23 protein-coding genes, 1 pseudogene and 1 riboswitch are annotated in these 26571 nt (G+C 74.0%); of the genes and pseudogenes, 9 read left to right on the plus strand and 15 right to left on the minus strand.

Annotated elements, in window-relative coordinates; genetic code table 11:
- Window positions 1–9: 9 nt before the first annotated feature.
- A complete protein-coding gene (locus GNZ18_RS28325) occupies window positions 10–438 on the minus strand; it encodes a DUF3017 domain-containing protein (RefSeq protein ID WP_156219602.1) in 429 nt (142 codons plus the stop codon).
- A 272-nt stretch (window positions 439–710) separates the two neighbouring features.
- Between GNZ18_RS28325 and GNZ18_RS28330 the strand changes: the two are divergent.
- A pseudogene (locus tag GNZ18_RS28330) lies at window positions 711–1286 on the plus strand (FHA domain-containing protein); the annotation flags it as partial.
- 731 nt (window positions 1287–2017) lie between these two features.
- Here GNZ18_RS28330 and GNZ18_RS28335 read toward each other — a convergent pair.
- Window positions 2018–2866, minus strand: a complete 849-nt coding sequence (locus GNZ18_RS28335) for a bifunctional methylenetetrahydrofolate dehydrogenase/methenyltetrahydrofolate cyclohydrolase (protein ID WP_156219604.1) — start codon at window positions 2864–2866, stop codon at window positions 2018–2020.
- 28 nt (window positions 2867–2894) lie between these two features.
- Window positions 2895–2979: riboswitch (ZMP/ZTP riboswitch) on the minus strand.
- A gap of 81 nt (window positions 2980–3060) precedes the next feature.
- On the opposite strand from GNZ18_RS28335, the gene GNZ18_RS28340 reads away from it, so the two are divergent.
- Window positions 3061–3654, plus strand: a complete 594-nt coding sequence (locus GNZ18_RS28340; protein WP_156219605.1) for a GNAT family N-acetyltransferase — start codon at window positions 3061–3063, stop codon at window positions 3652–3654.
- Between the two features lie 5 nt (window positions 3655–3659).
- On the opposite strand, the gene GNZ18_RS28345 is transcribed toward GNZ18_RS28340, so the two are convergent.
- The 3 genes from GNZ18_RS28345 to purN all read right to left on the minus strand — a co-directional run bounded on the left by GNZ18_RS28345 (window position 3660) and on the right by purN (window position 6359).
- Window positions 3660–3839, minus strand: a complete 180-nt coding sequence (locus tag GNZ18_RS28345; RefSeq protein ID WP_156219606.1) for a hypothetical protein — start codon at window positions 3837–3839, stop codon at window positions 3660–3662.
- A 314-nt stretch (window positions 3840–4153) separates the two neighbouring features.
- Window positions 4154–5716, minus strand: coding sequence for a bifunctional phosphoribosylaminoimidazolecarboxamide formyltransferase/IMP cyclohydrolase (purH, locus tag GNZ18_RS28350; protein WP_312874798.1), 1563 nt, complete (start codon window positions 5714–5716; stop codon window positions 4154–4156).
- The gene (purN, locus tag GNZ18_RS28355) at window positions 5697–6359 is read right to left on the minus strand and encodes a phosphoribosylglycinamide formyltransferase (RefSeq protein ID WP_156219607.1); all 663 of its coding nucleotides are present in this window, start codon (window positions 6357–6359) and stop codon (window positions 5697–5699) included. Before purN ends, purH begins: the two co-directional genes overlap by 20 nt.
- Window positions 6360–6446: 87 nt before the next feature.
- On the opposite strand from purN, the gene GNZ18_RS28360 reads away from it, so the two are divergent.
- Window positions 6447–6887 (plus strand): DUF4190 domain-containing protein, encoded by a 441-nt coding sequence (locus tag GNZ18_RS28360; protein ID WP_156219608.1) that lies wholly within the window; start codon window positions 6447–6449, stop codon window positions 6885–6887.
- 7 nt (window positions 6888–6894) lie between these two features.
- Here GNZ18_RS28360 and GNZ18_RS28365 read toward each other — a convergent pair whose 3' ends face one another.
- From GNZ18_RS28365 to sucC, 3 genes are all read right to left on the minus strand, one after another.
- Complete coding sequence (locus GNZ18_RS28365; protein WP_312874799.1) at window positions 6895–8739, minus strand: cell division protein PerM; 1845 nt, start codon at window positions 8737–8739, stop codon at window positions 6895–6897.
- Window positions 8740–8898: 159 nt separating this feature from the next.
- Complete coding sequence (gene sucD / locus GNZ18_RS28370; protein ID WP_156219609.1) at window positions 8899–9786, minus strand: succinate--CoA ligase subunit alpha; 888 nt, start codon at window positions 9784–9786, stop codon at window positions 8899–8901.
- A complete protein-coding gene (gene sucC, locus GNZ18_RS28375) occupies window positions 9786–10964 on the minus strand; it encodes an ADP-forming succinate--CoA ligase subunit beta (RefSeq protein WP_312874800.1) in 1179 nt (392 codons plus the stop codon). The genes sucD and sucC overlap by 1 nt, the downstream gene beginning before the upstream one ends.
- Before the next feature lie 454 nt (window positions 10965–11418).
- Here sucC and GNZ18_RS28380 point away from each other — a divergent pair, with 454 nt between their 5' ends.
- Window positions 11419–12915 carry a glycoside hydrolase family 15 protein gene (locus GNZ18_RS28380; protein WP_246250580.1) on the plus strand — a complete coding sequence of 499 codons (1497 nt, stop codon included), beginning with the start codon at window positions 11419–11421 and terminating at the stop codon, window positions 12913–12915.
- 42 nt (window positions 12916–12957) lie between these two features.
- On the opposite strand, the gene GNZ18_RS28385 is transcribed toward GNZ18_RS28380, so the two are convergent.
- Window positions 12958–13725, minus strand: coding sequence for a TSUP family transporter (locus GNZ18_RS28385; protein WP_156219610.1), 768 nt, complete (start codon window positions 13723–13725; stop codon window positions 12958–12960).
- Window positions 13726–13792: 67 nt separating this feature from the next.
- On the minus strand, window positions 13793–15880 hold the full coding sequence (locus GNZ18_RS28390; RefSeq protein WP_156219611.1) for a serine/threonine-protein kinase: 2088 nt from the start codon (window positions 15878–15880) through the stop codon (window positions 13793–13795).
- 78 nt (window positions 15881–15958) lie between these two features.
- Here GNZ18_RS28390 and GNZ18_RS28395 point away from each other — a divergent pair, with 78 nt between their 5' ends.
- Window positions 15959–16462 carry a MaoC family dehydratase gene (locus tag GNZ18_RS28395; RefSeq protein WP_156219612.1) on the plus strand — a complete coding sequence of 168 codons (504 nt, stop codon included), beginning with the start codon at window positions 15959–15961 and terminating at the stop codon, window positions 16460–16462.
- Here the strand turns inward: GNZ18_RS28395 and GNZ18_RS28400 are convergent.
- Entirely contained in the window at window positions 16449–17840 is a 1392-nt protein-coding gene (locus GNZ18_RS28400) for an MFS transporter (protein ID WP_156219613.1), read from the minus strand. The genes GNZ18_RS28395 and GNZ18_RS28400 overlap by 14 nt on opposite strands.
- 109 nt (window positions 17841–17949) lie before the next feature.
- Between GNZ18_RS28400 and GNZ18_RS28405 the strand changes: the two genes are divergently transcribed.
- Entirely contained in the window at window positions 17950–18960 is a 1011-nt protein-coding gene (locus GNZ18_RS28405) for an Lrp/AsnC family transcriptional regulator (protein ID WP_156219614.1), read from the plus strand.
- Here GNZ18_RS28405 and pcrA read toward each other — a convergent pair.
- From pcrA to dhaK, 4 genes are all read right to left on the minus strand, one after another.
- Complete coding sequence (pcrA, locus tag GNZ18_RS28410; protein ID WP_214618300.1) at window positions 18936–21197, minus strand: DNA helicase PcrA; 2262 nt, start codon at window positions 21195–21197, stop codon at window positions 18936–18938. The genes GNZ18_RS28405 and pcrA overlap by 25 nt on opposite strands.
- Window positions 21198–21291: 94 nt before the next feature.
- Window positions 21292–21687, minus strand: a complete 396-nt coding sequence (gene dhaM, locus GNZ18_RS28415; RefSeq protein ID WP_156219615.1) for a dihydroxyacetone kinase phosphoryl donor subunit DhaM — start codon at window positions 21685–21687, stop codon at window positions 21292–21294.
- 4 nt (window positions 21688–21691) lie between these two features.
- A complete protein-coding gene (dhaL, locus tag GNZ18_RS28420; protein ID WP_312874801.1) occupies window positions 21692–22324 on the minus strand; it encodes a dihydroxyacetone kinase subunit DhaL in 633 nt (210 codons plus the stop codon).
- On the minus strand, window positions 22321–23316 hold the full coding sequence (dhaK, locus tag GNZ18_RS28425; protein ID WP_156219616.1) for a dihydroxyacetone kinase subunit DhaK: 996 nt from the start codon (window positions 23314–23316) through the stop codon (window positions 22321–22323). Before dhaK ends, dhaL begins: the two co-directional genes overlap by 4 nt.
- A gap of 169 nt (window positions 23317–23485) precedes the next feature.
- Here dhaK and GNZ18_RS28430 point away from each other — a divergent pair, with 169 nt between their 5' ends.
- From GNZ18_RS28430 to GNZ18_RS28440, 3 genes are all read left to right on the plus strand, one after another.
- Entirely contained in the window at window positions 23486–24166 is a 681-nt protein-coding gene (locus GNZ18_RS28430) for a PIG-L deacetylase family protein (RefSeq protein ID WP_156219863.1), read from the plus strand.
- Between the two features lie 182 nt (window positions 24167–24348).
- Complete coding sequence (locus GNZ18_RS28435; RefSeq protein ID WP_173390907.1) at window positions 24349–25239, plus strand: serine hydrolase; 891 nt, start codon at window positions 24349–24351, stop codon at window positions 25237–25239.
- Between the two features lie 118 nt (window positions 25240–25357).
- A complete protein-coding gene (locus GNZ18_RS28440) occupies window positions 25358–26533 on the plus strand; it encodes an FAD-dependent monooxygenase (protein WP_156219619.1) in 1176 nt (391 codons plus the stop codon).
- Window positions 26534–26571: the final 38 nt, after the last annotated feature.

Raw genomic sequence — 26571 nt, forward strand, 5'->3', positions numbered from 1 at the left:
CGGACGGCGTCAGCCCGGCGGGCCCTCCCGCCGTCCGGAGATCAGCAACCGCAGACCCCGCACCACCATCGCCGCGGCGATCAGGACGCCGAACGCCCCGGCGAGGACCAGACCGGTCTTGTCCATCGGGGGGATGCTCAACGCCACGAACGCGACCATCTCACCGAGGATCACGAGCGTCCAGCAGTCGATCGAGCGGCTGCGGACGGCCAGCAGCCCGAGCTGCGACTCCGGCAGCAGCAGCCGGGCGAGCGCGCCGAGCAGCAGCGCGGCGGCCATCAGCCCCGACCCCTTGCGGAAGTGGTCCACCGCGCACAGCGCGAGACCGCCCGCGACCCCGCTGAGGACGAGCAGGTACGGCAGCCGCCCGAGCCAGTGCGGCGCGGCCCCCCTGCGGCGCGGCGCCCGCCGCCTGCGCCGGTGCACCTCCGTGCTCATGACCTGTCCGCCCCCTTCGTGAACCTTCACGGTAATGCCATTCGGCGCGCGACACGACACCGTCCGCGCGCTTGTGGACGACTCCCGACCCCACCGGGCGCGGGACGCGCCCTCCGCCGCCGCGCGGCGACGGAAACGGATGGGGCGCACGGGGTGCCCGTGGGTCCTGAATGCCTTGTGCCGTCGGTGCTACTCACCGGTAGGAGGGTGTGACGGTGACGCGCCCGGGTAACCCGTCGGACAGGGGTCGCTAACTAGCTGGGAGGACTGCCGTGGAGGGGCCGTTCATGCGGATCGAGGACAGCGGGCTGGTGGTGCCGCTGCGCCCCGACGTTACGACGGTCGGGAGAGGGAGAGGAGTCGACATCCGCCTCGACGACCCGAGTGTGTCCCGTTTGCACGCAGAGATCGTTCGACGCGGCCCGTATGTGTATGTAGTCGACATGGGCCTGTCCCGTAACGGAACACGAGTCAACGGCCGGCCCATCGCCCGCCGTGTCCTGGAAGACGGCGACGTCGTGAGCTTCGGCACGGCGCGCTGCCGGATGGGGGGCATCCCCCGTGAGGAGGTCGACCCGGACGTCGAGCTGCGGCGTGCCGTCGCTCCCGAGCTCACCCGCCGCGAGGTCGACGTGCTGACCGCGCTCTGCCGCCCCGCCCTCTCGGACGAGGCGTTCGTGGCGCCCGCCACCGCCCGCGACATCGCGGGCGAGCTGGTGGTCACCGAGGCGGCCGTCAAGCAGCACCTGCTGCGGCTCTACCAGAAGTTCCGGATCCCCGAAGGGGCCAACCGCCGGACACGGCTGGCGAACGAGGTCATCGCGATGGGCCTCGTCCGCCCGCTGCCGCCGGTGCACGTCCCCCAGCAGGGCCGCCCCATGGACGGCCGCGCGACGAACGGGGTCCGGGGCGCCGAACCGCGCAGACCCGGCCCTCCGGGGCACACCGCCGGACACGTCACCGCACCGGGCCGCCCGGCCCACGCCGCCGGCCGCAGAGCTAGCTGATTGCAGTGCGTGTGGTGGGGGGGGGGGGGGGGGGCCCCCCCCCCCCCCCCGGGGGGGGGGGGGGGGGCGCTGGGGCCCCCGCCACCACACGCACTGCGGCGATCGCTGGCATCGCTCCGAACTCGCCTGACGGCTCGCTGTGCCTGAAGCAGCGCCCTTGGCGTCGGGCGCTGGACGCCCTCCTTCGGCGGGCACTGCGGCGATCGCTGGCATCGCTCCGACTCGCCTGACGGCTCGCTGCGCCTGAAGCAGCGCCCTTGGCGTCGGGCGCTGGACGCCCTCCTTCGGCGGGCACCGCGGCGATCGCTGGCATCGCTCCGACTCGCCTGGCGGCTCGCTTCGCGATCAGTTTCTTGCTTCGCTCGAAACTACCTTCGGACGCGATCGCGGCGTTCCGGTCACCGCGGGCTGAGCTTACGGACGTCCTTGTGCAGGTCGGTGCGGGTTAGCAAGGCTTTCCGAGGCGCGGCATCGGGCTTCGCGATCTTGACCGGTGGGGCTCGCCCCACCGGTCAGTCAGCAAGTCCGCGTGACCGGTGGGGTCACTTCGAAGGGCGCTCTCGGGGCGGTGGTCAGGGGGTGGCTTCTGCGGCCTCGACGACGTTGGCCAGGAGCATGGCCCTGGTCATCGGGCCTACGCCGCCGGGGTTGGGGGCGACCCAGCCTGCGATGTCCTTGACGTCGTCGGCCACGTCACCGGCCAGTTTGCCGTCCACGCGGGAGACGCCCACGTCCAGGACGGCGGCGCCGGGCTTGACCATGTCGGCCGTGATCAGGCCGGGGACGCCGGCGGCGGCCACCACGATGTCGGCCTTGCGGGTGTGCGCGGCCAGGTCGCGGGTCGCGGTGTGGCAGAGCGTGACGGTCGCGTTCTCGCTGCGGCGGGTCAGCAGGAGGCCGAGGGAGCGGCCGACCGTGATGCCGCGCCCGACGACGGTGACCTCGGCGCCCTTCAGCGGGACGTCGAAGCGGCGCAGCAGGTCGACGATGCCCTTCGGCGTGCACGGCAGCGGGCCCGGCTGCATGAGGACGAGGCGTCCGAGGTTGACCGGGTGCAGGCCGTCGGCGTCCTTGAGGGGGTCGATGCGCTCCAGCACGCGCTGCTCGTCCAGGCCCTTGGGCAGCGGGAGCTGGACGATGTAGCCGGTGCAGGACGGGTCGGCGTTCAGCTCGGCGACGGCGCGCTCCACCTCGTCCTGCGTGGCGGTGGCGGGGAGGTCGCGGCGGATGCTCTCGATGCCGACCTCGGCGCAGTCGCGGTGCTTCATGTTGACGTAGGAGTGGCTGCCGGGGTCGTCGCCGACCAGCACCGTCCCGAGACCGACGGAGACGCCGCGGTCGCGGAGCGCCTCCACGCGTGCCTTGAGGTTCGAGCGGATCTCGGCGGCGGTGGCCTTGCCGTCCAGGATCTGAGCCGTCATGTGTTCCTCCGCGCTGTGTCGCCAGGGCCCCGTCCACCCAGGCGCGCGGTGTCCGGACTGTGTTCGCTCCCCGGTGGTGATCCACCTTGACCGCGCCAGTCGCGTCGACCGCCATCGTATCCGCCGAGTGGCCCGCCGAAATAGCGGTTAAGTGGCCCTGCCGGGCGCGGCATCGCGGGTCCTAGCGTGAGCGGATGAGCAGCTCGTGGTACGACCGTCCGGTCCTGAGCGGCCGCTATGTGCGGCTGGAGCCCCTGTCCCTGAGCCATGCCGAGGGCCTGTTCGAGGCGTTCAAGGATCCGGCGATCTGGACGTGGCAGAACAGCGCCCAGCCCCGGAGCGTCGAGGAGACGCGGGAGGCGATCGGGAAGGCGCTCGCGGACTGCGAGCGCGGCGTCCGGCTGCCGTGGGCCCAGATCGACGCGGTGACCGGCGAGGTCGCGGGCGAGACCTCCTACTACGAGGTCGCGCCGGCCGACCGCGGGCTGTGCGTCGGGCACACCCGGCTCGGCACCCGCTGGCAGCGGACGGGCGTCAACACCGAGGCCAAGCTCCTGCTGCTCGGCCGCGCCTTCGACGACCTCGGCGCGATCCGCGTCGGCTGGCACACTCACGTGTCCAACGAGCGGTCGCGGCGGGCGCTGGAGCGTCTCGGCGCGTCGTTCGAGGGTGTCCACCGCAAGCACCGGATCCGCGCGGACGGCTCGGTCCGCGACACCGCCGTCTACGGCATGACCGACGACGACTGGCCCGCCGCCGGGACCGCCCTGCGCGCCCGGCTGCGCTGACCCGCTCAGTCCTCGTCGGGACGCTGCCGCCAGGCGATGAGCCGGTCGGTGCCGTGCCAGCCGAGCTGCGCCGCGAGCATCGCGGCCAGGATCGCGGCGATCAGCCCGATCACCTGCCGGGACTCCATCAGCAGGCCGCCGGTCTGGACGACCGACCCGGCGAAGAGGGCCACCACCACGTCCATCGCACCTCCAACGGCGACGCCCCACAGAGGTCAAGGGAGGGTTCAGGAGCGCGGCCAGGCAGAGGCTACCAACGAAAATCGGTGAAGAGACCAGGCCGCCTGTGGGTGGGGCGCAGCCCCACCCACACCTCGCCGCCGGCTGTTCTAACCCCAGCCGTCAACCGACCGGAACGCCGCGATCGCGTCCGAAGGCAGTTTCGAGCGAAGCAAGAAACTGATCGCGAAGCGAGCCGCCAGGCGAGTTCGAAGCGATGCCAGCGATCGCACGAGCGCCCGTTGAAGGGAGGCGCCCCAGCGCCGACCGCCGAGGGCGCTCAATGAAAAAAGTGCCTGGTGTTGGTGAAGTAGAGGGTGGTGCCGGTCTTCTCGGCGGCGGCTATGACCTTGTCGTCGTTGACGGAGCCGCCGGGTTCGACGATGGCGCGGACCCCCGCGGCGGTGAGGACCTCAAGGCCGTCGGGGAAGGGGAAGAACGCGTCGGAGGCGCCGACGGCGGTGGCGGCGCGGTCGGTGCCGGCGCGGGTGACGGCGAGCTTGGCGGAGTCGACGCGGTTGACCTGGCCCATGCCGACGCCGACGGTGGCGCCGTCGGCGGCGAGGAGGATCGCGTTGGACTTCACCGCGCGGACGGCGCGCCAGGCGAAGGCGAGGTCGCGGAGGGTGGCCTCGTCGGCGGGGGCGCCGACCTTGAGCTCCCAGGCGGAGGGGTCGTCGCCGGGGGCGTCGAGGTGGTCGACCTCCTGGAGGAGGACGCCGCCGTCGACGCGCCGGTACTCGGTGGTGGTCGCGGGGGCCTTCGGGCAGCGCAGGAGGCGGATGTTCTTCTTGCGGGTGAGGATCTCGACCGCGGCGTCGTCGAACTCGGGCGCGACGAGGACCTCGGTGAAGATCTCGGCGACCTGCGCGGCGAGGAGGGCGGTGACGGGGCCGTTCACGGCGATGACGCCGCCGAAGGCCGAGAGGGGGTCGCAGGCGTGCGCCTTGCGGTGGGCCTCGGCGAGGTCGGCGCCGACGGCGATGCCGCACGGGTTGGCGTGCTTGATGATCGCGACGGCGGGCGCGTCGAAGTCGTAGGCGGCGCGGCGGGCGGCGTCGGCGTCCACGTAGTTGTTGTAGGACATCTCCTTGCCGTGGAGCTGCCGCGCCCCGGCCAGGCCGCCGCCGGAGCCGTCGGTGAACAGGGCGGCGCGCTGGTGCGGGTTCTCGCCGTACCGCAGGACGTTCGCGCGCTGCCAGGTCGCGCCGAGGAAGTCGGGCCAGCGGGTCTCGGCGGCGGTCTCGTCGGGGGCGTACTCGCCGGCGAACCAGGACGCGACGGCCACGTCGTAGGACGCGGTGTGCGCGAACGCGCGGGCGGCGAGGCGGCGGCGCTCCTCCAGCGTGAAGCCGCCGGCGCGGACGGCCTCCAGGACGGTGCCGTAGGCGGACGGGTCGACGACGACCGCGACCGACGCGTGGTTCTTCGCGGCGGCGCGCACCATCGTGGGCCCGCCGATGTCGATCTGCTCGACGCACTCGTCGGGCGTCGCGCCGGAGCGGACGGTCTCGGCGAACGGGTACAGGTTGACGACGGCGAGGTCGAACGGCTCGACGGAGAGGTCCTCCAGCTGCTGGAGGTGGTCGTCCTTGCGCCGGTCGGCGAGCAGGCCCGCGTGGACGTTGGGGTGCAGGGTCTTGACCCGCCCGTCCAGGCACTCGGGGAACCCGGTGAGCTTCTCCACCTTCATGACCGGGACGCCGGCGGCGGCGATCCGCCCCGCCGTCGAGCCCGTGGAGACGAGCTCGACCCCGGCCTCGTGCAGGCCCCGGGCGAGGTCTTCCAGCCCGGTCTTGTCGTACACGCTGATCAGCGCGCGCCTAATCGCCACCCGACTCACCGGCCGAGCTCCCCTCGTATTCGGACGAATCACTGCTCTTCATCGAAACGCGCCGGCCCTGCACCGTCCAGCCGTCGCGGGCGAGACGTCCGACGACGTCGACCAGGAGGCGGCGCTCCACCCGCTTGATCCGCTGGTGCAGGGACTCCTCGTCGTCGCCTCGCCGCACCTGGACGGTCTCCTGGGCGATGACGGGGCCGGTGTCCACGCCTTCGTCGACGAAATGCACCGTACAGCCCGTGACCTTCACTCCGTACGCCAGGGCGTCCCGTACGGCGTGGGCGCCGGCGAAGGAGGGCAGGAGCGCCGGGTGGGTGTTGACGGTGCGTCCGCCGAAGCGGGCGAGGAAGCGCGGGCCGAGGATCTTCATGAACCCGGCGGAGACGACGAGGTCGGGCTCGTGCGCGGCGACCGCGGCGGTGAGCGCCTCGTCCCAGGCGTCGCGGGAGGCGAAGTCGGGGATCGCCCGGGTGAAGGCGGGGAGCCCGGCGCGTTCGGCGCGCTCGACGCCGCCGGTGCCGGACCGGTCCGCGCCCACGGCCACCACCTGGGCGCCGTAGGCTGGATCCGCGCACGCGTCGAGCAGCGCTTGTAGGTTGGTCCCCGCGCCGGAGACGAGGACGACGAGCCGGGCGGACACCATGACTCCCTGGCGGACGTGGGGTTGTTCGGTTCGCACGAAGCCTATCGGCCTCGCTCGACGCCCAGGAATCCACGGGAGGAATCGGACGTGAGCGACCGGCAGGGGCAAGGGAGCGGGGGAACGGCACCGGCCGGACGGCCTCCCGCCGAGCGGACCGGCATGCGGGCCCTGTGGCTCGGCGGCCTCGCCCTGCTGACCACGTTCTTCTTCTTTCCGCTGGGGTTCGTGCTCGGCATCGCGTCGCTGGTGGTGGGGATCAGGGCGCAGCGGCTGGCGCGGCGGGCGAGCGCGACCGCGCCGGGCGCCACCGCCGGCATCGTGCTCGGCTCGATCGGCCTGGCGATCTCGCTGCTGGCGATCGTGACCGCGGCGTACCTGGCGCGGGAGTTGGACGGCTTCAACAAGTGCCTCAACGGCTCCAACACCGTCGCCGACAGGCAGGCGTGCCACGACCACTACTACCCGAAGATGGACGAGAAGCTGCGCCTGCCCAAGGGGACGATCGAGGACCTCGGCGTCGGCCTCTGACCGCCGGTCACTCGGCGGGCGGCTCCTCGCGCAGGACGTAGATGGCGCCGCCCCGGTTCTCGGTGCGCTCGGGGTCCTCGCGCGGCGGCGGGACCGGCTCGGGTGCGGGCGGCGGCGCGGGCTCGTCGTCCAGGTGGCCTTCGAGGACGACCGTCCCGTCGTCGGGCGGCGGCGCGGGCCGGGACTCCTCCGCGAGGTCGGGCAGCGGGTCGCGGTCCCGGCTCCTGGCGCGGGCCCGGCGGCGGGGCGCGAGGACCGGCTCAGCCTCCTCGAACTCCAGCGGGCCCGGCGCGTAGGGCGAGGCGGACGCCGCGGGCAGGTCGTCCGTGACGGGCGCGGGCACCGGCATGATCGCGGGCGGCGCGGGCTCGGCCACCGGCTCGGCGGGCCGCGTCCGGGCGGGGCGCTGCTGCTCGGCCGGGCGGGCGGGCTTGTTCGCGGCCTCGCGCTTCTTGGCCTTGCGCTTGTTCGGACGCCGCACCGCCTCGGCGTCGGCGCGGGCCGGGCGGCGCAGGACGAGCCAGTTCGCCATCCACGCCGCGATCGCGGCGGAGATGCCGACCTCCAGCGCCGCCATCAGCCCGACCTGCCAGAACGAGGGGCCCACGGTCGCCAGCCGCCCGCCGCCGAGGGGGCCGCCGGACAGGGCCGCCAGCAGCGCGAGGACGGCGCCGGTCAGCGTCCCGGAGACGAACCCCCACAGCGGCGCGCCCTCGGACGTCGAACTCGGCAGCGACCGGACCGTCAGCACGCCGCCGACCCCGCCCGCCAGGAACGGCGCGGCGAGCGCCAGCAGCGACACCGCCGGTGCCGGGCCCGGCTCGGGCAGCGCGGCCAGCGGCGGGAACGCGGGGACCGAGTCCAGGAAGACCCCGGTGGGCGAGACGCTCGTGCCCGCCCCGACGGAGAAGCCGGGGCCGATCGCGTACGCCATGCCCCAGATCACCGCGTTGGGCAGGTAGGCCAACTCGACCACCAGCAGCAGGACGCCGCCTACGATGCCGGGGGCGAGGACGCCGTACAGGCCGTCCGCGTCCGACATGTGGGTCGCGAGGGACCCGCCGACCAGCAGCGCCCCGGACGCGCACAGCACGCCGAGCGAGCCCGCGACGCCGATCACGAGCGAGCGGGGGCGGTCGGGCAGCAGCCGCAGCAGCGCGCCGAGCCCGGACCTGAGGCGCTCGCCCTTGTCCTGCGCGGCGACCTGCGCCGCGACGACCGCGCGCGCCGCGCCGAGCCCGCCGGCGATGGTCGCGACGAGGAAGCAGGCGACCAGCGCCTGCCAGGCCGAGGGGCGCACGGCGGAGGAGGACGCGGCGAGCGCCAGCAGCCCGGCCAGCGCCGCGTAGGGGGCGGCGAGCGCGAGGGCGACGCGCACGACCGCGACGCGGGGGCGCTCCGGCACGCCGAGGCCGCGGATCATCCAGGCGCCGCCCCGGTGCAGCAGCGCGCCGGGCAGCACGAGCAGGCCGAGCGGCAGCAGCCCGACCCGTCCGTGGGGGCCGGAGAAACCCGCGTGGTGGGACACGAGCCAGAAGTTGACGGCCGTCCGGAACACGCCGGACATGCCGTGGCCGAGCGCGGTCTTGGGCGCCGCGATCCAGCCGATCAGCGTGATCGTGGTGAGCACGGCGAGCCCGATGCCGATGCACCACAGCGCCGCCACGAGCCCGGCCACCGCGAGCGGGCGCCCCGCCGCGCCGGGCCGGGACGGCGGCCGCTCACCCCGGCCCGCGTCCGAGCCCCGGCCCGGCTCGGGGGCCCGGCCCGGCTCGGGAAGCCGCCGCGCCTCGGGTGGGCGGCCCGCTCTCGGGGGTTCCGCCCTGCGCTGTCCCGGGCTCACGTCGCTCACCGGTCCATGCTGGCATCACGGCACCGCGCGGGCGGCTCCCTCGCCCGGCGTGTCGCCTTTGTCGTCCCAGGGGTCGGCCAAGCGGGCGCCAACGAAAGACGCCCGGGCCGCGTACCGGCGGCTCGGGCGTCTTTCGACTTTCGACGGTCGGTCGGGCGATCAGAGGTTCTTCATGATCTCCCGCATCAGCACGGCCGCCTCGCTCGGGGTCTTGCCGACGCGGACGCCGACCTTCTCCAGGGCGTCCTTCTTCGCCTGCGCGGTGCCGGCGGAGCCGGACACGATCGCGCCCGCGTGGCCCATCGTCTTGCCCTCGGGGGCGGTGAACCCGGCGACGTAGCCGACGACCGGCTTGGTCACGTGCTGCTCGATGTAGGCGGCGGCGCGCTCCTCGGCGTCGCCCCCGATCTCACCGATCATCACGATCGCGTCGGTCTCGGGGTCGTCCTGGAACGCCTGGAGGGCGTCGATGTGGGTGCTGCCGATGACCGGGTCGCCGCCGATGCCCACGCAGGTGGAGAAGCCGATGTCGCGCAGCTCGTACATCATCTGGTAGGTCAGCGTGCCCGACTTCGACACCAGGCCGATGCGGCCCGGCGAGGTGATGTCGGCCGGGATGATGCCCGCGTTGGACTTGCCGGGGGACGCGATGCCGGGGCAGTTCGGCCCGATCACGCGGGTCCTGTTGCCCTTGGACTCCGCGTACGCCCAGAAGTAGGCGGTGTCGTGCACCGGGATGCCCTCGGTGATCACGACGCAGAGCGGGATGCCCGCGTCCACGGCCTCGACGACGGCGTCCTTGGTGAACTTCGGCGGGACGAACACGACCGACACGTCGGCGCCGGTGCGCTCCATCGCCTCGGCGACGGTGCCGAACACCGGCAGGACGGTGCCGTCGAAGTCGACGGTCTGCCCGGCCTTGCGGGCGTTCACGCCGCCGACGACCTGCGCGCCCGAGGCGAGCATGCGGCGGCCGTGCTTGGTGCCCTCCGACCCCGTGATGCCCTGAACGATGATCTTGCTGTTCTCGGTGAGCCAGATGGCCATCATGCACCTGCCGCTGCGAGTTCGGCGGCGCGCCTGGCCGCGTCGTCCATGGTGTCGACCTGCTGCACGCCGGTCAGCCCGGCGTCGCTCAGGATCTTGCGGCCGAGTTCGGCGTTGTTGCCGTCCAGCCGGACGACCAGCGGCCGGTTGACGGTCTCGCCGCGCTCGGCCAGCAGCTTGTAGGCCGACACGATGCCGTTGGCGACGGCGTCGCAGGCCGTGATGCCGCCGAAGACGTTCACGAACACCGACTTCACGTCGGCGTCGGACAGGACGATCTCCAGGCTGTCGGCCATGACCTCGGCGGACGCGCCGCCGCCGATGTCGAGGAAGTTCGCGGGGCGCTGCCCGCCGAACTCCTCGCCGGCGTAGGAGACGACGTCCAGCGTGGACATGACGAGGCCCGCGCCGTTGCCGATGATGCCGACGGTGCCGTCCAGCTTCACGTAGTTGAGGTCCTTGGCCTTGGCCGCCGCCTCCAGCGGGTCGGCCGCGGCCTTGTCCTCCAGCTTGTCGTGCTCCTGGCGGAAGGCGGCGTTGTCGTCGAGGGAGACCTTGCCGTCGAGGGCCTTGACCTCGCCGCCCTTGGTGAGGATCAGCGGGTTGACCTCGACGAGCGTCGCGTCCTCGTCGACGAACACGGCCCACAGCCGCTCGATCAGCTCGGCGGCGCCCTCGCGGGCCTCCTCCGGCAGCCGGCCCTTCTCGGCGATCTCGCGGGCCTTGGCCCGGTCGACGCCGTCCAGCGGCGAGACCTGCACGAGGCCGAGCCGGTCGTGCGGCACCTCCTCGATCTCCACGCCGCCCTCGACCGAGCAGATCGACAGGAACGTGCGGTTGGCGCGGTCGAGCAGGAAGGAGAAGTAGTACTCCTGCGCGATCGCGCTCCCCTCCTCGATCAGGACCTTGTGGACCGTGTGGCCCTTGATGTCCATGCCGAGGATCTGGCCGGCGAGCGCTTGCGCCTCGTCGGCCGTGTCGGCCAGCTTCACGCCGCCGGCCTTGCCGCGGCCACCGGTCTTCACCTGGGCCTTGACGACGACCTTCGAGCTTTCCGCGGCGAACAGCTCCGCCGCGATCGCCCGGGCTTCCTGGGGGGTATGGGCGACCTTGCCGGTGGGCACCGGTACCCCGTACTCGGCGAAGAGTTCCTTCGCCTGATGTTCGAACAGGTCCACGAGGCGTCCTTTAACGGATCGACAGCCTGATGACCACACGAGTGGGGGTACACGGTTCTCCGTGCGGCCGGCACTCTGCGGTCCGCTCCGTCGATGCAGCCTAGTCAACCCGTGTCCATGGTCATGCCGCCGGGTCGGTTCCACCGTCCCGTGTCGGCCACGCGCGGTGAACGGGACGGCCTCGACCGGGTGAACACGGGGGTTTCGGGGGGTTCGCGGAGATGGTGAAGGCGCAGCTTGACGGGGTGGCGGCCCGGCGGAGCGGCCAGGGTTTCGAGGCCGCGGAACGGGGACGCTCGAACCAGCGGGGAGAACCGGAGTGGCACCTGAGAGGGATGAACCAATAGGCATAGTTTGATGTACTTATTCGCGCTCAGGCATTGACGCGCCCGGATCGCGTGCTCCACAACGGTCCGCGGCGTACCCAGACCTCGCCGAAAGGGGACGGACCGCCATGGCCGACGGGCGGCGCGCGGCGCCGTACCCGATGCGCCCGGCGCCGCGGGCCGCGCGGCGCCGGACGCGCCCCGCGCCGCGCGGCGTGCGGCGCTTCAGGCGCGCGGCCGCGCTGCTGGTCGCGGCCGGCCTCGTGGCGACCACCGGCTCCACGATCCCCGACCGCCCCGGCCCCGGCTGGGCCGGCCCCGGGCTGGTGGGCGGCAGCGGCTGGCCGGTGACCGGCGTGCCGCTGCCGGTCTCGGAGGCGAAGGGGGCCACGTATCTGGCGGGCAGCTCGGCCGTCCGGCTGGCGGACGGGCGGGTGCGGCTCGTCCCGTCCGGGTCGGAGACGTCGGTGATCGTCCCGCCGGACGACCCGGAGGTGGCCGCCGTCGTCCGCTCCGACCGCGCCTGGCTCGCGGACGGCGCCGTCCCCGGCGACGGATGGACCGAGCGGAGCCGCTACGGCGACCAGTACCGCGACATGGCCTCGCGCGCGCTGCTCGACCTGCGGCTGCTCACCCGCCCGAACGGGGCCTCGCTGGCGTCCTGGTACGGGGCGTGGCGGTACTGCTGGCCGCGCGACTCGGCGTTCGCCGCCGCCGCGTTCACCGTGACCGGCCACATGCCGGAGGCGCGCCGCGTCCTGCGGTTCCTGGCCGACGTCCAGCACGAGAACGGGCTGTGGGCCGCCCGCTACAACCCCGACGGGACGGCGGTCGCCGACGGCCGCGACCCGCAGCTCGACTCGCTCGGCTGGGTGCTGTGGGCGAGCTGGTTCTACCGGGTGCAGGCGCCCGACAACGGCGACCTGCCGGAGCTGTGGCCGATGGTGCAGCGCGCCGCCGACCAGCTCGCGCACTCGCTGGACGCCGAGGGGCTGCCGCCCGCCTCGTCCGACTACTGGGAGCGCGACCACGACCGCGAGCAGGACCCGCGCCGCCCGACGCTCGGCGTCGTCGGGCCCGTGCTGGCCGGGCTGCGCGCGGCGGCGGCGCTCGCCGACGGCTACGGCGGGCGCGCCAAGGCGGCCCAGTGGCGGGCCGCGGCGAAACGCCTCTCCGCCGCACTGACCAGGCAGTTCGCGCCCTACGGGTATCCGCGCTCACCGATCCGCGGCGGCCTGATGGACACCTCGGTCACCTTCGTCGCGCCGCCGTTCGCGCCGCCCGACCCGGGCGTGGCGGCGGCGGTCGAGGACGCCGGGTTCCGGCAGCAGCTGCCGAACGGCGGCGTGCTGCCGGGCGAGCGCTGGCAGGGCAACAAGCTCGTCGCGTGGACGCCCGAGACCGCGCTGTTCGCCCTCAACGCCGCGAGCACGGGCCGGATCGACTCGGCGCTCGGACGCCTGGACTGGCTCGCCGCGCACCGCACCTCCCTCGGCGCCCTGCCCGAGAAGGTCGGCGAACGCGGCGCCCCCGCGAGCGTCGCGCCCCTCGGCTGGACGGCGTCGCTGGTCGTGCTCAGCCTGGCCGCGCTGCGGCACCCGCTGCCGGTCCCGCCCGCCGGATGACGCCTGGAAGGGTGACGCCCGGAAAAAAGGCGCCCGGCCGGGTCAGCCGAAGCGCTCGTAGCCGAGCTTGACGACGAGCGCGGAGACGACGCACAGCAGCACGACGCGCACGAACCCCGCTCCCCTGCTGATCGCCATCCGCGCCCCGGCCTGCGCGCCGACGATGTTGCACACGGCCATGGCCAGCCCGATCGCCCACAGCACGTGTCCCTGCACGGCGAACACCGTCAGCGCGCCCAGGTTCGTCCCGGTGTTGATGATCTTCGAGGTGGCCGAGGCGTTGACGAAGTCCAGACCGAGCACGGCGGTGAACACGATCACCAGGAACGTTCCGGTGCCGGGCCCCACGAGCCCGTCGTAGAAGGCGATCAGCACGCCCGGCACCAGCACCGCCGCCGCGACCCGGCGCCGCGTCCGCAGCACCAGCCGGGGCTCCCGGCCGAGGTCGGGCTTGAGCACCACGATCGCCGCGACCGCCAGCAGCACGACCATGATGACCGGCGTCAGCACCTGCGAGGAGATCGCCGCCGCGCACACCGCGCCGCCCGCCGCGCAGCACACCGCGAGCCCCGCCGCGGCGAGCCCGACCCGCAGGTCGGGCTTGGCCCTGCGCAGGTAGGCCACGGCCGCGGACGAGGTGCCCGCGATCGACCCCAGCTTGTTCGTCGCGAGCGCGGCCGCCACCGGCTGCCCCGGGTTGAGCACCAGCAGCGCGGGCAGCTGGATCAGCCCGCCGCCGCCGACCACGGCGTCCACCCACCCCGCCGCCGTCGCGGCCACCAACAGCAAAAGCACGTGCTCGACCTGCAAGGAGCGCTCCGGGGGAGGTAAGGAGTCAAAGGCGTGTCGCAAGTGACCCTATCCGCCGCCCCGGGGGTCACCGGGCGCGCGGGTCCACGGCCCACTGCCGGAGCATGCCGCTCTCGCCCGCCGCGACCAGGACGGGCCGCCCGCCGACCGCACCGCCCACCACCGAGTTCACCTTGCCGATGCCGCTGGCGAGGGGGTCTCCCCAGGCGGCTCCCGTCTGGAGGTCCCACAGCCGGACGACCGCGTCCCCGTCGCCCGAGATCGCCGCCGGGCGGCCCGCGAACGGCCCCGCCCACAGGGCCGTCACCGCGGTCCGGTGCCCGGTGAGCGGCGGCCACCGGCGGTCGTCCCTGGTGTCCCAGCGGCGGATCGTCCCGTCCTCGTAGGCGCACAGCAGCATGAGCCTGCCGCGCACCCGGGCGAGCACGAACCGCTCCGGGCTCGCCCCGTCCGCCCTGGTGGTCACCTGCCCCCCGACGGGCCTCCTGGAGGAGGCGTCCCACGGCTCGATCACGTCCCCGTCCAGGTGGACGAGCAGCAGCGAGGGCCCGGCGATCTCGACGTCCACGATGTCCGCGTACTCGGCGCGCGGGATCGGCCACGCCTTCTGGACCGTCTGCCCGTCCATGAGATTGCGGGCCACCATGGTGACGGGCGCCGCCGGGGACTTCCGGTCGGGGGTGAAGTAGGCGGTGGGGCGCCCGTCCAGGGTTGTCAGCCCGATGAGGACCTCGCCGCCGCGCCAGGCGCCGTCCGTCCAGTTGCCGCTGTTCACGAACGGGGTGCGCAGACGGCGGCCGGTCGCGACGTCCCAGAGCCGGGGCGGGGAGTCGAGGTAGGCGCTCAGCACCCGCGACGCGCCGCCCGCCGTCACCACGAACATGGCGCGGGCCGCCTCCCGGGTCGCCGGCGTGGCGGAGTCCCTGTCGGCGAGGTCGCGCACGTGCCGTCCCGTGACCGGTTCCCACAGGCGTCCGATCCCGTCGGCGTGCGTGGTGAGGAGCACCTGCCCGCCGGGGACGGGCAGCAGCGACACGGTCAGGACCGCGGTGTCGGAGGCGGGGACGGGGCCGCCGAGCGGCTTCCAGAACGCCGGCGGGGCACCCCGGGCGCCGACCGGCTCGCCCTGCGGCAGCACCGCCGACACCGCCACGAGGCCGCCCAGCCCGGCGAGCGCGGCGCGGCGGCTCATCCGCGCGGGGGATGGGGGCGGCCCGGACGGCTCGGACGGCCCGGACGGCTCGGGCGGCGCGGGCGCGGGCCTGTCCGGTGTGGTCGCCGCGGCCGCGGGGTGCGGGGGCTGGGCGCGGGCCACGGCGTCGTGGAGCAGCCGTCCGAGGTCGGCGCCGTCGTCGCCGTCGTCGCCGCGCGCGAGATCCCCGTCGAGCAGGCGCCCGAGCAGCTCCTGCGCCGTCGGACGGGCCGCCGGGTCCTTGGCGAGGCAGCGGCCGAACAGGCCGCGGAACGCGGCGGGCACGCCGTCCAGGTCGGCGGCGCGGTCGAGGATGCCGTGCATGACCGCGCCGGGATGCCCCTGCCCGAACGGCGGATGCCCCGTCGCGGCGAAGACCATCGTCCCGGCCCAGGAGAACACGTCGGAGGGCGCCCCGGCCTCCGGCCCCGTGATCTGCTCGGGCGACATGTAGGCGAGCGTCCCGACGCGGCCGGTCGTGGTCGTCGTCGCCGACTCCAGCGCGTGCGCGATGCCGAAGTCGATGACGCGCGGCCCGTCGGAGGCGAGCAGCACGTTGTGCGGCTTGAAGTCGCGGTGGACGACCCGCGCGTTGTGGATGGCCGCCAGCGCGGCGGCCGTCCCCACCGCCAGCCGGTGCAGCGCGGCGCCCGTCCGCGGCCCGTCCCTGCGCACGGCGTCCTGGAGGGACTCCGCCTCGACGTACTCGCTGACGATGTAGGGGCGCCCGTCCGTCACGCCGACGTCCAGCACGCGGACCGTGCAGAACTCGGCGACCCGCCGTATCGCCCGTACCTCGTTGACGAAACGGCGCTGCTCGCGCTCGTCCCCGGCCATGTGCGCGTGCAGGATCTTGACGACGACCCTCCGGCCGGACCTGTCCTCCGCCAGGTGGACGACCCCCTGCCCGCCCTGCCCGAGCACGCCGCGCAGCGCATATCCGCCGACCCGCGACTCCGTCATGCGACCACGATGTCACCTTGCGCGACGGACCGGGAGGGGATTCCCCCTCGCCCGCGCCGCTCGGCCATGCTGGGTCGCATGACGATCACTCGTGCGCTCGGGGACGACTTCGCGGCGCCTCCCGGGGACCGCTACTTCGAGGACTATGAGGCCGGCGCGGCCTATGAGTACGGGCACGTCCACGTGGACGAATCGGACATCCTGGAGTTCGCCCGCCGGTTCGACCCGCAGCCCATCCACATCGACACCGGATTCGCCGAGACGGGCCCGTTCCAGGGGATCATCGCCAGCGGCTGGCACACCGGCTCGATCATGATGCGGCTGTTCGCGGAGCACTTCCTGTCGAGCGTCGCCAGCCTCGCCTCGCCCGGGGTGGACGAGCTGCGCTGGCCCGCCCCCGTCCGGCCGGGCGACGAGCTGCGCATGCGGGTGGCCATCATCGAGGCGCGCCCGTCCCGGTCCAAGCCCGACCGCGGCCTCGTCCGCACCCGGGTCGAGCTCCTCAACCAGGACGACCAGATCGTGCTGAGCGTGCTCCCGATGAACCTCGTGGGCCGCCGCCCCACGGTCAGCGGCGCATGAGGGCGGCGGTCGCCGTGCCGGCCGCGAGGAGGGCGACGGCGATCCAGAAGGCCGCCTGAACGGCGGCCAGCGCACCGGCCCCGGGCAGGACGTGGAAGAAGGCGGTGCCGAGCAGCGCGATCCCCAGCGTCCCGCCGAACTGCTGGACGGCGTTGAGGAGCCCGGCGGCCGACCCCGTCTCGTGCGGGCGGACGCGCGCCAGCGCGGCGGTGAAGAACGGGACCGTGAACAGCCCGTTGCCCGCCCCCGCCACGGCCAGCGCGGCGAGCAGCGGCCACGGGTAGGAGCCGGGCTCCGCCGCGCGGTAGACGGCGATCGCGGCGAGGAGCCCGGCGAGCAGGCAGCCGAGCCCGGCGAACATGACGCGCCGGCCGTAGCGGGGGACGAGGGTCGTCCCGGCGAACCAGGAGGAGGCCGCCAGCGCGCACGACCAGGGCAGCAGCGTCAGCCCGGCGCTGAGGACGCCGCGTCCGAGGCCGAGCTGGATCTGCAGGACGATGACCGTCATCAGCCCGTTCACCGCCGCGAAGAACAGCGTGGAGGTCGCCAGCGCGGCCGGGAAGCCCCGGTCGCGGAACAGGCTCGGCTCGACCAGCGGGTCGCGTCCGCGCCGCGCGGTGCGGAGCTGGTGCAGCCCGAACAGGACCAGGACGGCGAGTCCCCCGGCCATCGCCGCCCAGGTCCACGGCGGCCAGCCCGCCGTGTCGCCCTGGATCAGCGGGTAGACGACCAGCCCGGTGCCGAGGATCGCCAGCGCGGTGCCCGTGGGATCCATGCGCGGCGGACGGGCCGCCCGGTCCTCCCGGAGCAGCGGCACCGTCCCGAGCACGGCGAGCGCCGGTGGGATGTTCACCAGGAACGCCGCCCGCCATGACAGCGCATCCGTGAGGAAGGCCCCGAGCACCGGGCCGCAGACCGCCGACAGCCCCATGACCGGCCCGATCGAGCCCAGCGCCCGCGCCATCTCGGGCCCGTCGAACATCGCGCGGATCAACCCGAGCGTCTGCGGGATGACCATCGCGGCGGCGGCGCCCTGCACGGCCCGCGCCGCGATCAGCGTCCCCGCGCCCGGGGCGAGCGCGCAGCACAGCGACGCCAGCGCGAACCCGGCGACGCCGGCGGTGAACACGCGCCTGCGCCCGCACCGGTCGCCGAGCCGCCCGCCGGTGATCAGCAGGACGGCGAACGGCAGCGTGTAGGCGGCGCTGAACCACTGGATCCCCGATCGCGCGCCGCCGAGGTCGCGGTGCATCACCGGCGCCGCGACCTGCACGACCGTGGCGTCCAGCAGGTTCATCGCCTCGGCCGCGAGCAGCGTCGCCAGCGCCGCCCACCGCCACCTGTACGCCCGCGCAGGCGCCTTCTCCTCGACCCGCATCTCTGCCCCCTTCGGCCAGGTCACCTAGCCTGGACACGGAGGCCGAGCACATCCATCCAGAGGCCGGATCCTGATCTGAACTTCCATATCCAAGGTTGCAGTGAGAGAGATGACCACATTGGACGCCGTGGACCGCGGCATCATCCACGCGCTCCACATCGACGGGCGCGCCCCGTTCAGCCGGATCGGCGAGGTCCTGGAGGTGTCCACGCAGACGGTCGCGCGCCGCTATCGGCGGCTGCGGGCCGAGGCGGGCCTCCGCGTGGTCGGGCTGCTGAACCGGCACGGCGGGGAGGGGACGGCGTGGATGGTCCGGCTGACGTGCGTACCGTCCGCGACGCAGGCCCTCGCCCACTCGCTCGCGCGCCGCCCCGACACGTCGTGGGTGAAGCTGACGTCCGGCGGGACGGAGATCTTCGCGATCGTCCACATGCCGGACGACGCGGAGCCCGCGCACGCGATGCTGCTGCGCGACGTCCCCCGCCGCGCCGGCATCACCGGCGTGTCCGCGCACGCGCTGCTGCACACCTACCTCGGCGGGCCCACCGCCTGGCGCGGCATCACCCGGGCCCTCGACGAGCGGCAGCGGGAGCGGCTCAGGCCGTCCCTCGAAGCCTCCGACGCCTCCGACGACCGGCCGCCGTCCCCCGCCGACCAGGCCCTCCTCGACGTCCTCGGCCGGGACGGGCGCGCCGGGCTCGCCGACCTCGCCGAGGCCACCGGCTGGTCGCGGGCCACCGCCGCGCGCCGGCTGGCCGCCCTCCGCGCCCGCGGGTCGGTCTTCTTCGACGTGGAGGTCGAGTCGCGGCTGCTCGGCGCGCGGACGCAGGCGCTGCTGTGGATGTCGGTCGTCCCGGCGCGGCTGGACGGGGTCGCCGCGGCCCTCGCCGGGCACGAGGAGATGGCCGTCGTCGCGACGACGACCGGCCCCACCAACCTCGTCGCCCAGGCCCTCTGCTCCGGGTACGCGGACCTGCACCGCTACCTCACACGGCGGCTGGGCCCCCTGGAGGGGATCCGGTCGCTGGAGACCGCGCCGGTGCTGCGCACGCTGAAGCGCTCCGGCCCGCTACCCGGCCCCGCGGGCTCACCGCGTCAGAGCTTCTCCACCGGCGCGTAGCGCAGGACGAGCCGCTTGACGCCGTACTCGCCCCCGAAGTCGACGCTGGCGGCGGCCTTCTCCCCCGCGCCGTCCACCGAGACGACGGTGCCGAGGCCGAACGAGTCGTGGGTGACCTTGTCGCCCGCGGACAGGGACGGGACGTCGCGGTTGCCCGGGGACCGCGCCCCGGGGCGGGCCGCCATCCGCGACATCGCCGGGGACGAGGTGGAGGACGCCTCGCGCTCCCACTCGACCAGCGTGTTCGGGACCTCGCCGAGGAAGCGGGACGCCGGGTTCACCTGCGGCGCGCCCCACGAGCTGCGCATCGCGGCGCGGGAGAGGTAGAGGCGCTGCCTGGCGCGGGTGATGCCCACGTAGGCGAGGCGGCGCTCCTCTTCGAGCTCCTTGGGGTTGCTCATGGCCCGCAGGTGCGGGAAGACGCCGTCCTCCATGCCGGTGAGGAAGACGACGGGGAACTCCAGGCCCTTCGCCGTGTGCAGGGTCATGAGCGTGACGACGCCCTGGTCGCTCTCCTCGGGCTGCTCGCCGGGCGGGACGGGGCCGCCCTTGGCGCCGCCGGGGATGGAGTCGGCGTCGGCGACGAGCGCGACCTGCTCCAGGAAGTCGGGCAGCCGGCCCTCGGCGGACTCGCCGTCGAGGCGCTCCTCGAACTCGCGGGCGACGGCCTCCAGCTCCTGGAGGTTCTCGACGCGGGTCTCGTCCTGCGGGTCCTTGGAGTTCTGGAGTTCGGCGAGGTAGCCGCTCCTGTGCAGGATCCGGCCGATCAGGTCGGCCGGGGTCGCGGTCTCGGCGGCCTCGCGCAGCTCGTCCAACAGCGCGACGAACTCGCGGACGGAGTTGATCGAGCGCGTCGCCATGCCGGGCACGTCCTCGGGGCGGCGGAGGGCCTGCCAGAACGAGACGCGCTCGCGGGACGCGTGCGCCTCCACGCACGCCTCGGCGCGGTCGCCGATGCCGCGCTTGGGCACGTTCAGGACGCGGCGCAGCGACACCGTGTCCTCGGGGTTGGCGAGGACGCGCAGGTAGGCGAGGAGGTCGCGGATCTCCTTGCGCTCGTAGAAGCGGACGCCGCCGACGACCTTGTATGGCAGGCCGACGCGGATGAACACCTCTTCGAAGACACGGGACTGCGCGTTGGTGCGGTAGAAGACGGCGACGTCGCCGGGCCGCGCGTCACCGGCGTCGGTGAGCTTGTCGACCTCGTGGGCGACGAACGCGGCCTCGTCGTGCTCGTTGTCGGCCACATAGCCGGTGATCTTGTGGCCCGCGCCCTGGTCGGACCAGAGCTTCTTGGGCTTGCGGTCGGCGTTGCGCTCGATGACCGCGTTGGCCGCCGACAGGATCGTCTGCGTCGAGCGGTAGTTCTGCTCCAGCAGGATCGTGGTGGCCTCGGGGTAGTCGCGCTCGAACTCCAGGATGTTGCGGATCGTCGCGCCCCGGAACGCGTAGATCGACTGGTCGGCGTCCCCGACCACGCACAGCTCCGCCGCCCCGATCCCCTCGATGGGCGCGGTCAGCTCGCGAACCAGCTCGTACTGCGCGTGGTTGGTGTCCTGGTACTCGTCGACGAGCACGTGCCGGAAGCGGCGCCGGTAATGCTCGGCCGCCTCGGGGAACACCTGGAGCAGGTTGACCGTCATCATGATCAGGTCGTCGAAGTCCATGGCGCCGGCCTGCTGGAGGCGCGCCTGGTACATCTCGTAGGCCTCGGCGAGCGTCTGCTCCATGTGGGTGGACGCGCGGTTCTTGAACGTCTCGTAGTCGATCAGCTCGTTCTTCAGGTTGGAGACCTGGGCGCTGAACGACTTCGGCGGATACCGCTTGGGGTCGAGGTCGAGCTCGCGGCAGACCAGCGCCATCAGGCGGTTCGCGTCGGCCTGGTCGTAGATCGAGAAGCTCGTCGGGAAGCCGAGCCGCTTGGCCTCGCGGCGCAGGATCCGGACGCAGGCGGAGTGGAACGTCATCACCCACATGGCGCGCGAGCGCGGGCCGACGAGGGCGTCCACGCGCTCCTTCATCTCGGCCGCGGCCTTGTTGGTGAACGTGATCGCCAGGATCTGCCCGGGGTGGACGTCCCGCTCGCCCAGCAGGTGGGCGATGCGGTGGGTGAGCACGCGGGTCTTGCCCGAACCGGCGCCCGCGACGATCAGCAGGGGGCCGCCGGAGTGCACGACGGCGGCGCGCTGCTGCGGGTTGAGGCCGTCGAGCAGGGGATGGGATTCGGTCTTCGACATCACGTGCGAGTGTACGGCGCGGCGCGGACGTTTTCGGCGCCCTCGGCGGTACCAGCGCGTTTCCCAGCGGGTCGCCCGGGGTGACCGGCGCGGTTCAGCGCAGCTTGCGGTGGTCGCGGGCGGCCTCGGCGGCGTCGCGGACGGCGGCGAGGCCGGCGCCGGTCGCGGCCATCGACGCGGCGGCCACCGCCCCCTCGACCAGGGGCGCGTCGGCGAGCAGCACGGCGACGTCGCCCGCGTCCTCGGCGTCCTCGATGAAGGTCCGCGCGGTGAGCACGGAGCTGCCGAGGTCGGCCAGCAGCAGCACGCCGTCGCCGGCGTCGGCCCGCGCGACCGCGTGCTCGACCAGCTCGATGCTGGTGCCGAGGCCGCCGTCCACGTCGCCTCCGGCGGGCTCGACGACGGCCTTGCCGACGCCCATCGCGCGGGCGAGTTCGGCGGCGCCCTCGGCGAGCGCGGGGCTGTGCGAGATCAGCACGATTCCGACCATGCGGTCATCCCTCCACGGTGACGTCGGCCAGCGCCCGCAGGATGAGCGCGGTGGACGCGGCGCCCGGGTCCATGTGCCCCTCGCTGCGTTCGCCCAGGTAGCTGGCGCGCCCCTTGCGCGCCCGGAGCGGGACGGTCGCCTCGGCCCCCTTCGCCGCGCCGTCGGCGGCGGCGCGCACGCAGGACGCGAGGTCGGCGCCGCCCGCCAGCGCGCCCTCGTATGCGGAGACGGCCGGGATCAGGGCGTCCACCATGGTCTTGTCTCCCTCGGCGGCCTTGCCGAGCTCCTGGACCCCTTCCAGCGCGGCGGCGAGCGCGGCCCCGAGCGCGGCTGCGTCGACCTCCGTCCGGTCGCCGAGGGCCTTGCCCGCGCGGCGCAGCGCCGTGCCGTACAGGGGGCCGGACGCGCCGCCGGTCTTGGACACGATCGCGCGGCCCGCCGTGAGGACCACCTTCCCGGGCGTCGCGTCGTCGGACAGCGCCCCGACCGCCTCGGCGGCGGCGCCGAACCCCCGGTCGAGGTTGAGGCCGTGGTCGCCGTCGCCGACGGCCGCGTCCAGCCGGGTGAGGTGCTCGGCGTCGGCGGAGACGAGGTGCGCGGCGTGCCGGATCCAGGCCGCGAGGCCGGCGGCGTTCACCGGCCCCACCGCAGCGCCGGGGTCTGCACGGGCGCGTCCCACAGCCGGGTCAGCTCGGGGGTCAGCCGGCACACGCTGACCATGCAGCCCGCCATCTCCAGGCTCGTGACGAACGGCCCGACCAGCGGGCGGACGACGCTCGCGCCGTGCCCCTCCAGCCACCGCGCCGCCTCCGCGTAGGCGACGTACTGCTCGATCAGCGGCGTCCCGCCCATCCCGTTCACCAGCACGAGCAGCTCGGCGCCCGCGACCGGCATGTCGGCGTCGATGGCGCTGAGCGAGGCGTCGACGATCTCGGCGGCCGTGCCCGCCTTGACCCGCTCGCGGCCGGGCTCGCCGTGGATGCCGATGCCGAGCTCCATCTCGTCGGGGCCCAGCTCGAAGGTGGGCTCCCCGGAGGCGGGCACCGTGCACGGCGACAGCGCGACGCCGAACGACCGGCTGCGCTCGTTCACCTCGCGCGCCGCGGCCGCGACCGCGCCGAGGTCCGCGCCCTCCTCGGCGAGCGCGCCCGCGATCTTCTCCACGAACAGCGTCGCGCCGGTGCCGCGCCGCCCGGCGGTGAAGGTGGAGTCCTCGACGGCGACGTCGTCGTCGACCACGACGGTGGCGACCTCGATGTCCTCGTCCTCGGCCAGCTCGGCCGCCATGCGGAAGTTCAGGATGTCGCCGGTGTAGTTCTTCACGACCAGCAGGACGCCCGCGCCGCCGTGCACCGCCATGGTCGCGGCGATGATCTGGTCGGGCACCGGGGAGGTGAACACCTCGCCCGCGCACGCCGCGTCCAGCATGCCGTGGCCGACGAACCCGGCGTGCAGCGGCTCGTGGCCCGAGCCGCCGCCCGACACCAGGCCGACCTTCCCCGGCCGCGGCGCGTCGGCCCGGCGGACCGTCCCGCTCGCCGCGTCGACCCGCAGCGAGGGGTGGGCCGCGGCGAGGCCGCGCAGCGCGTCGGAGACGACGTCCGCCGGGGCGTTGATGAGTTTGCGCATGTCTCAGCTCTACCCCGGCAGCGCGCCGCGTCCCAGGCCCAATCGCGATCAGCACCGGAACCGCCGTGCGAGCGCACGATGGCGGGGGCGAGAACCTTGATCGCCGCATAGGCTTGAAGCCGTGACCAACGTTCTGGACGACGGCGAGGTGCAGCGGATCCTCGCCGTGATGGCGCATCCCGACGACGTCGACTTCGGCGTGGCGGGATCGGTGGCGAACTGGACCGACCGGGGCATCGAGGTGGTCTACCTCATGGTCACCGACGGCGACGCGGGCGGGTTCGACGACGGGCTCACCCGTCCGGAGATGGCGGCGCTGCGGCGCGAGGAGCAGCGCGCGGCGGCCAAGTGCGTCGGCGTCGGCGACGTCCGGTTCCTCGGCTACCCCGACGGCCGGGTCGAGGCCACGCTCGACCTGCGCCGCGACATCGCCCGGGTGATCCGGCAGGTCCGTCCCGACCGGGTGGTCATACCGACGCCGGAGCGGAACTACGAGCGGATCTACCCGAGCCACCCCGACCACCGGGCGGTCGGCTCGGCCGCGCTGGACGCCGTCTACCCCGACGCGCGCAACCCCTACGCCTTCCCCGAGCTGCGCGCCGAGGGCCTGGAGGCCTGGACGGTGCGCGAGGTGTGGCTCTCGGGCGGCTCGTCGGTGAACCACCATGTCGACATCACCGACCAGTTCGACCGCAAGATGAACGCGCTGCGGGCGCACGCCAGCCAGACCGCCCACATGGGCGACGAGCTCCAGAAGATGCTGCGCGGCTGGTTGGGCGCGCAGGCGGCGGCGGCGGGCCTCCCGGAGGGGCGGCTCGCCGAGTCCTTCCAGGTCGTCGAAACGGCCTGACGCGCTCGCCCCCGCGGCGCAGCTTCCGGATTGGGCGGTCGGATTCCCGCAAGCCGGTAATGGACGACAAAGGATCCGTACGGGTGTAACGCCGCAAGGTGAGCGTTCCGCGACCCCGGGTAGGGCCGCCAGTGATCATGGCGGCTCGGGGGGCCGCCGCCGTCGCGCGAATCGGGGGATCGATGCGACGCCAGCTCATCATGCCCGTCGTCGCGGCGGGCGCGGCGCTCACCGCCGGGGCCGGGCTCACCGTCTGGGTCGTCTCGGACGGGCCGGAGCGCGAGAAGGGCGTCCAGGCCGGGGCCACCGCGCCCCTCGGACGCGCCGCGGGCGCCGTGGCGGCGCGGCCGCCGCTCGACACCGCCGCGCTGCGCCGGAGCGTGCGCGCCTACGCGGCGACGCGTCCGGGCGAGGCGGGCGTGATGGCGACCGACCTGCGCACCGGGCGCGCGTTCGGGGAGAACGAGAGCGGCCGGTTCGTGTCCGCCAGCATCATGAAGGTCGACATCCTGACCGGTCTGCTGATGCAGCGGCAGCAGCGGCGCCGGAGCCTGTCGGCGCGGGAGCGCGACCTGGCCGGGCAGATGATCAGGGAGAGCGACAACAACGCCGCCGACGCCCTGTACGCGATGTCGGGGGACCGCTCGGGCATCGGCAGGTCGAACAAGCTCATCGGGCTGACGCAGACCACGCCGTTCCGGTCGTCGTGGGGCTCCTCCCTCACCAGCCCGGCCGACCAGGTCCGCCTGCTCACGACGCTGGCCTCCCCCGGCAGCCCGCTCGGCGCGGCCGGACGCGGATACGTGCTGGGTCTCATGGGCTCGGTCATCCGCGAGCAGGCGTGGGGGGTGAGCGCGGCGGCACGGCCCGGCGAGCGGGTGGCGCTGAAGAACGGCTGGACGCCCGTCCACGAGCAGGGGCACGGCTGGTCGGTCAACAGCATCGGCCGCATCACCGGGCCGGACCACGACTTCCTCGTCGCGGTGTGCAGCCGCGAGAACCCGACCATGGAGTCGGGCGTGGACACGGTCGAGCACGTCGCCGATCTCGTGGTGTCCGCGATGCGGCGCTGAGCCGCTCAGCTCGGGATATCAGCGCGGTGTCAGGGGCGGGCGCCCCCGTAACCGCGGCGTCAGCGTGTTCTCAGCACGGGCGGCGACCCTTCAGGCACGACGAGATGAGGGGTGCCTGATGCGGAACACGACGGTACTGGTCTCCGGCGCGAGCATCGCCGGGACGGCCACGGCGTACTGGCTCGACCGGCACGGTTTCGAGGTCACGGTGGTGGAGCTGTCGCCCGGCCCGAGGCCGGGCGGGCAGGCGATCGACGTGCGCGGTCCCGCGCTCGACGTCGCCGAGCGGATGGGGGTGCTCGACGGCCTGCGGCGGCGGAGCACCGCGCTGCGCGGGATGTCGGTGGTCGACACGTCCGGGAAGGAGCTCTACCGGACGGACGAGCGCACCTTCAGCGGGGGCGACCTCGACAGCCCCGACGTCGAGATCCTGCGGGACGACCTGGCCGCCCTGCTGTCCGCCGCGTCCGGCGACCGGGTCGAGTACCTCTTCGGCGACTCGATCGCGACCCTCGACCAGGACGGCGCCGGGGTGCGCGTCGTCTTCGACGGCGGGACGGCCCGCACGTTCGACCTGGTCGTCGGCGCGGACGGGCTGCGCTCCAACACGCGCCGGCTCGCCTTCGAGGACCCGGCGCCGCTGCGCTACCTCGGCGGCTACCTCGGGGTGTGGACGGCGCCGAACACCTTCGGGCTCGACCACTGGCAGACGGTCATCCACACGCCGGACGCCGACACCTACGGCGCGATGATGATGAGCGTCCGCGACGACACCGAGATCCGCGCCTACGTGGGCTTCGAGTCCCCCGACCCGATCGACTACGACCACCGCGACGTGCCCGCGCAGCGGCGGCTGCTCGCGAGCCGGTACGCGGACGCCGACGGCGACCTGCGGCGGCTGGTCGAGACGATGGCGGACGCGCCCGACTTCCACTTCGACGCGCTGGCGCAGGTCCATCTGGACACCTGGTCGCGGGGGCGGGTCGCGCTGGTCGGCGACGCCGGGTACTGCGGGTCCCCCGCGTCCGGGCAGGGCACCAGCATGGCCATGGTCGGCGCCTACGTGCTGGCCGGCGAGCTGAAGGCCGCCGGCGGCGACCACGTCAGGGCGTTCGCCGCCTACGAGGACGAGCTGCGCGACTACGTCACGGCGAACCAGGCGTTCGGGGAGAGGGGGATGACGGACCTGGGCGAGGAGCTCGCCAGGCTCGCGGAAGGCGCCGAGTCCCCCGAACCCTACGACCTGGCCGAGCTCGCCGCCATCGTCGACTCCTACAAGCTCAAGTCCTATTAGGGGCCGCTGAGGGAGGCGTCCCCGGACCGGGCGGCGGG

The sequence above is a fragment of the Actinomadura litoris genome, from assembly GCF_009733595.1.
Taxonomy (GTDB): Bacteria; Actinomycetota; Actinomycetes; order Streptosporangiales; family Streptosporangiaceae; genus Spirillospora; species Spirillospora litoris.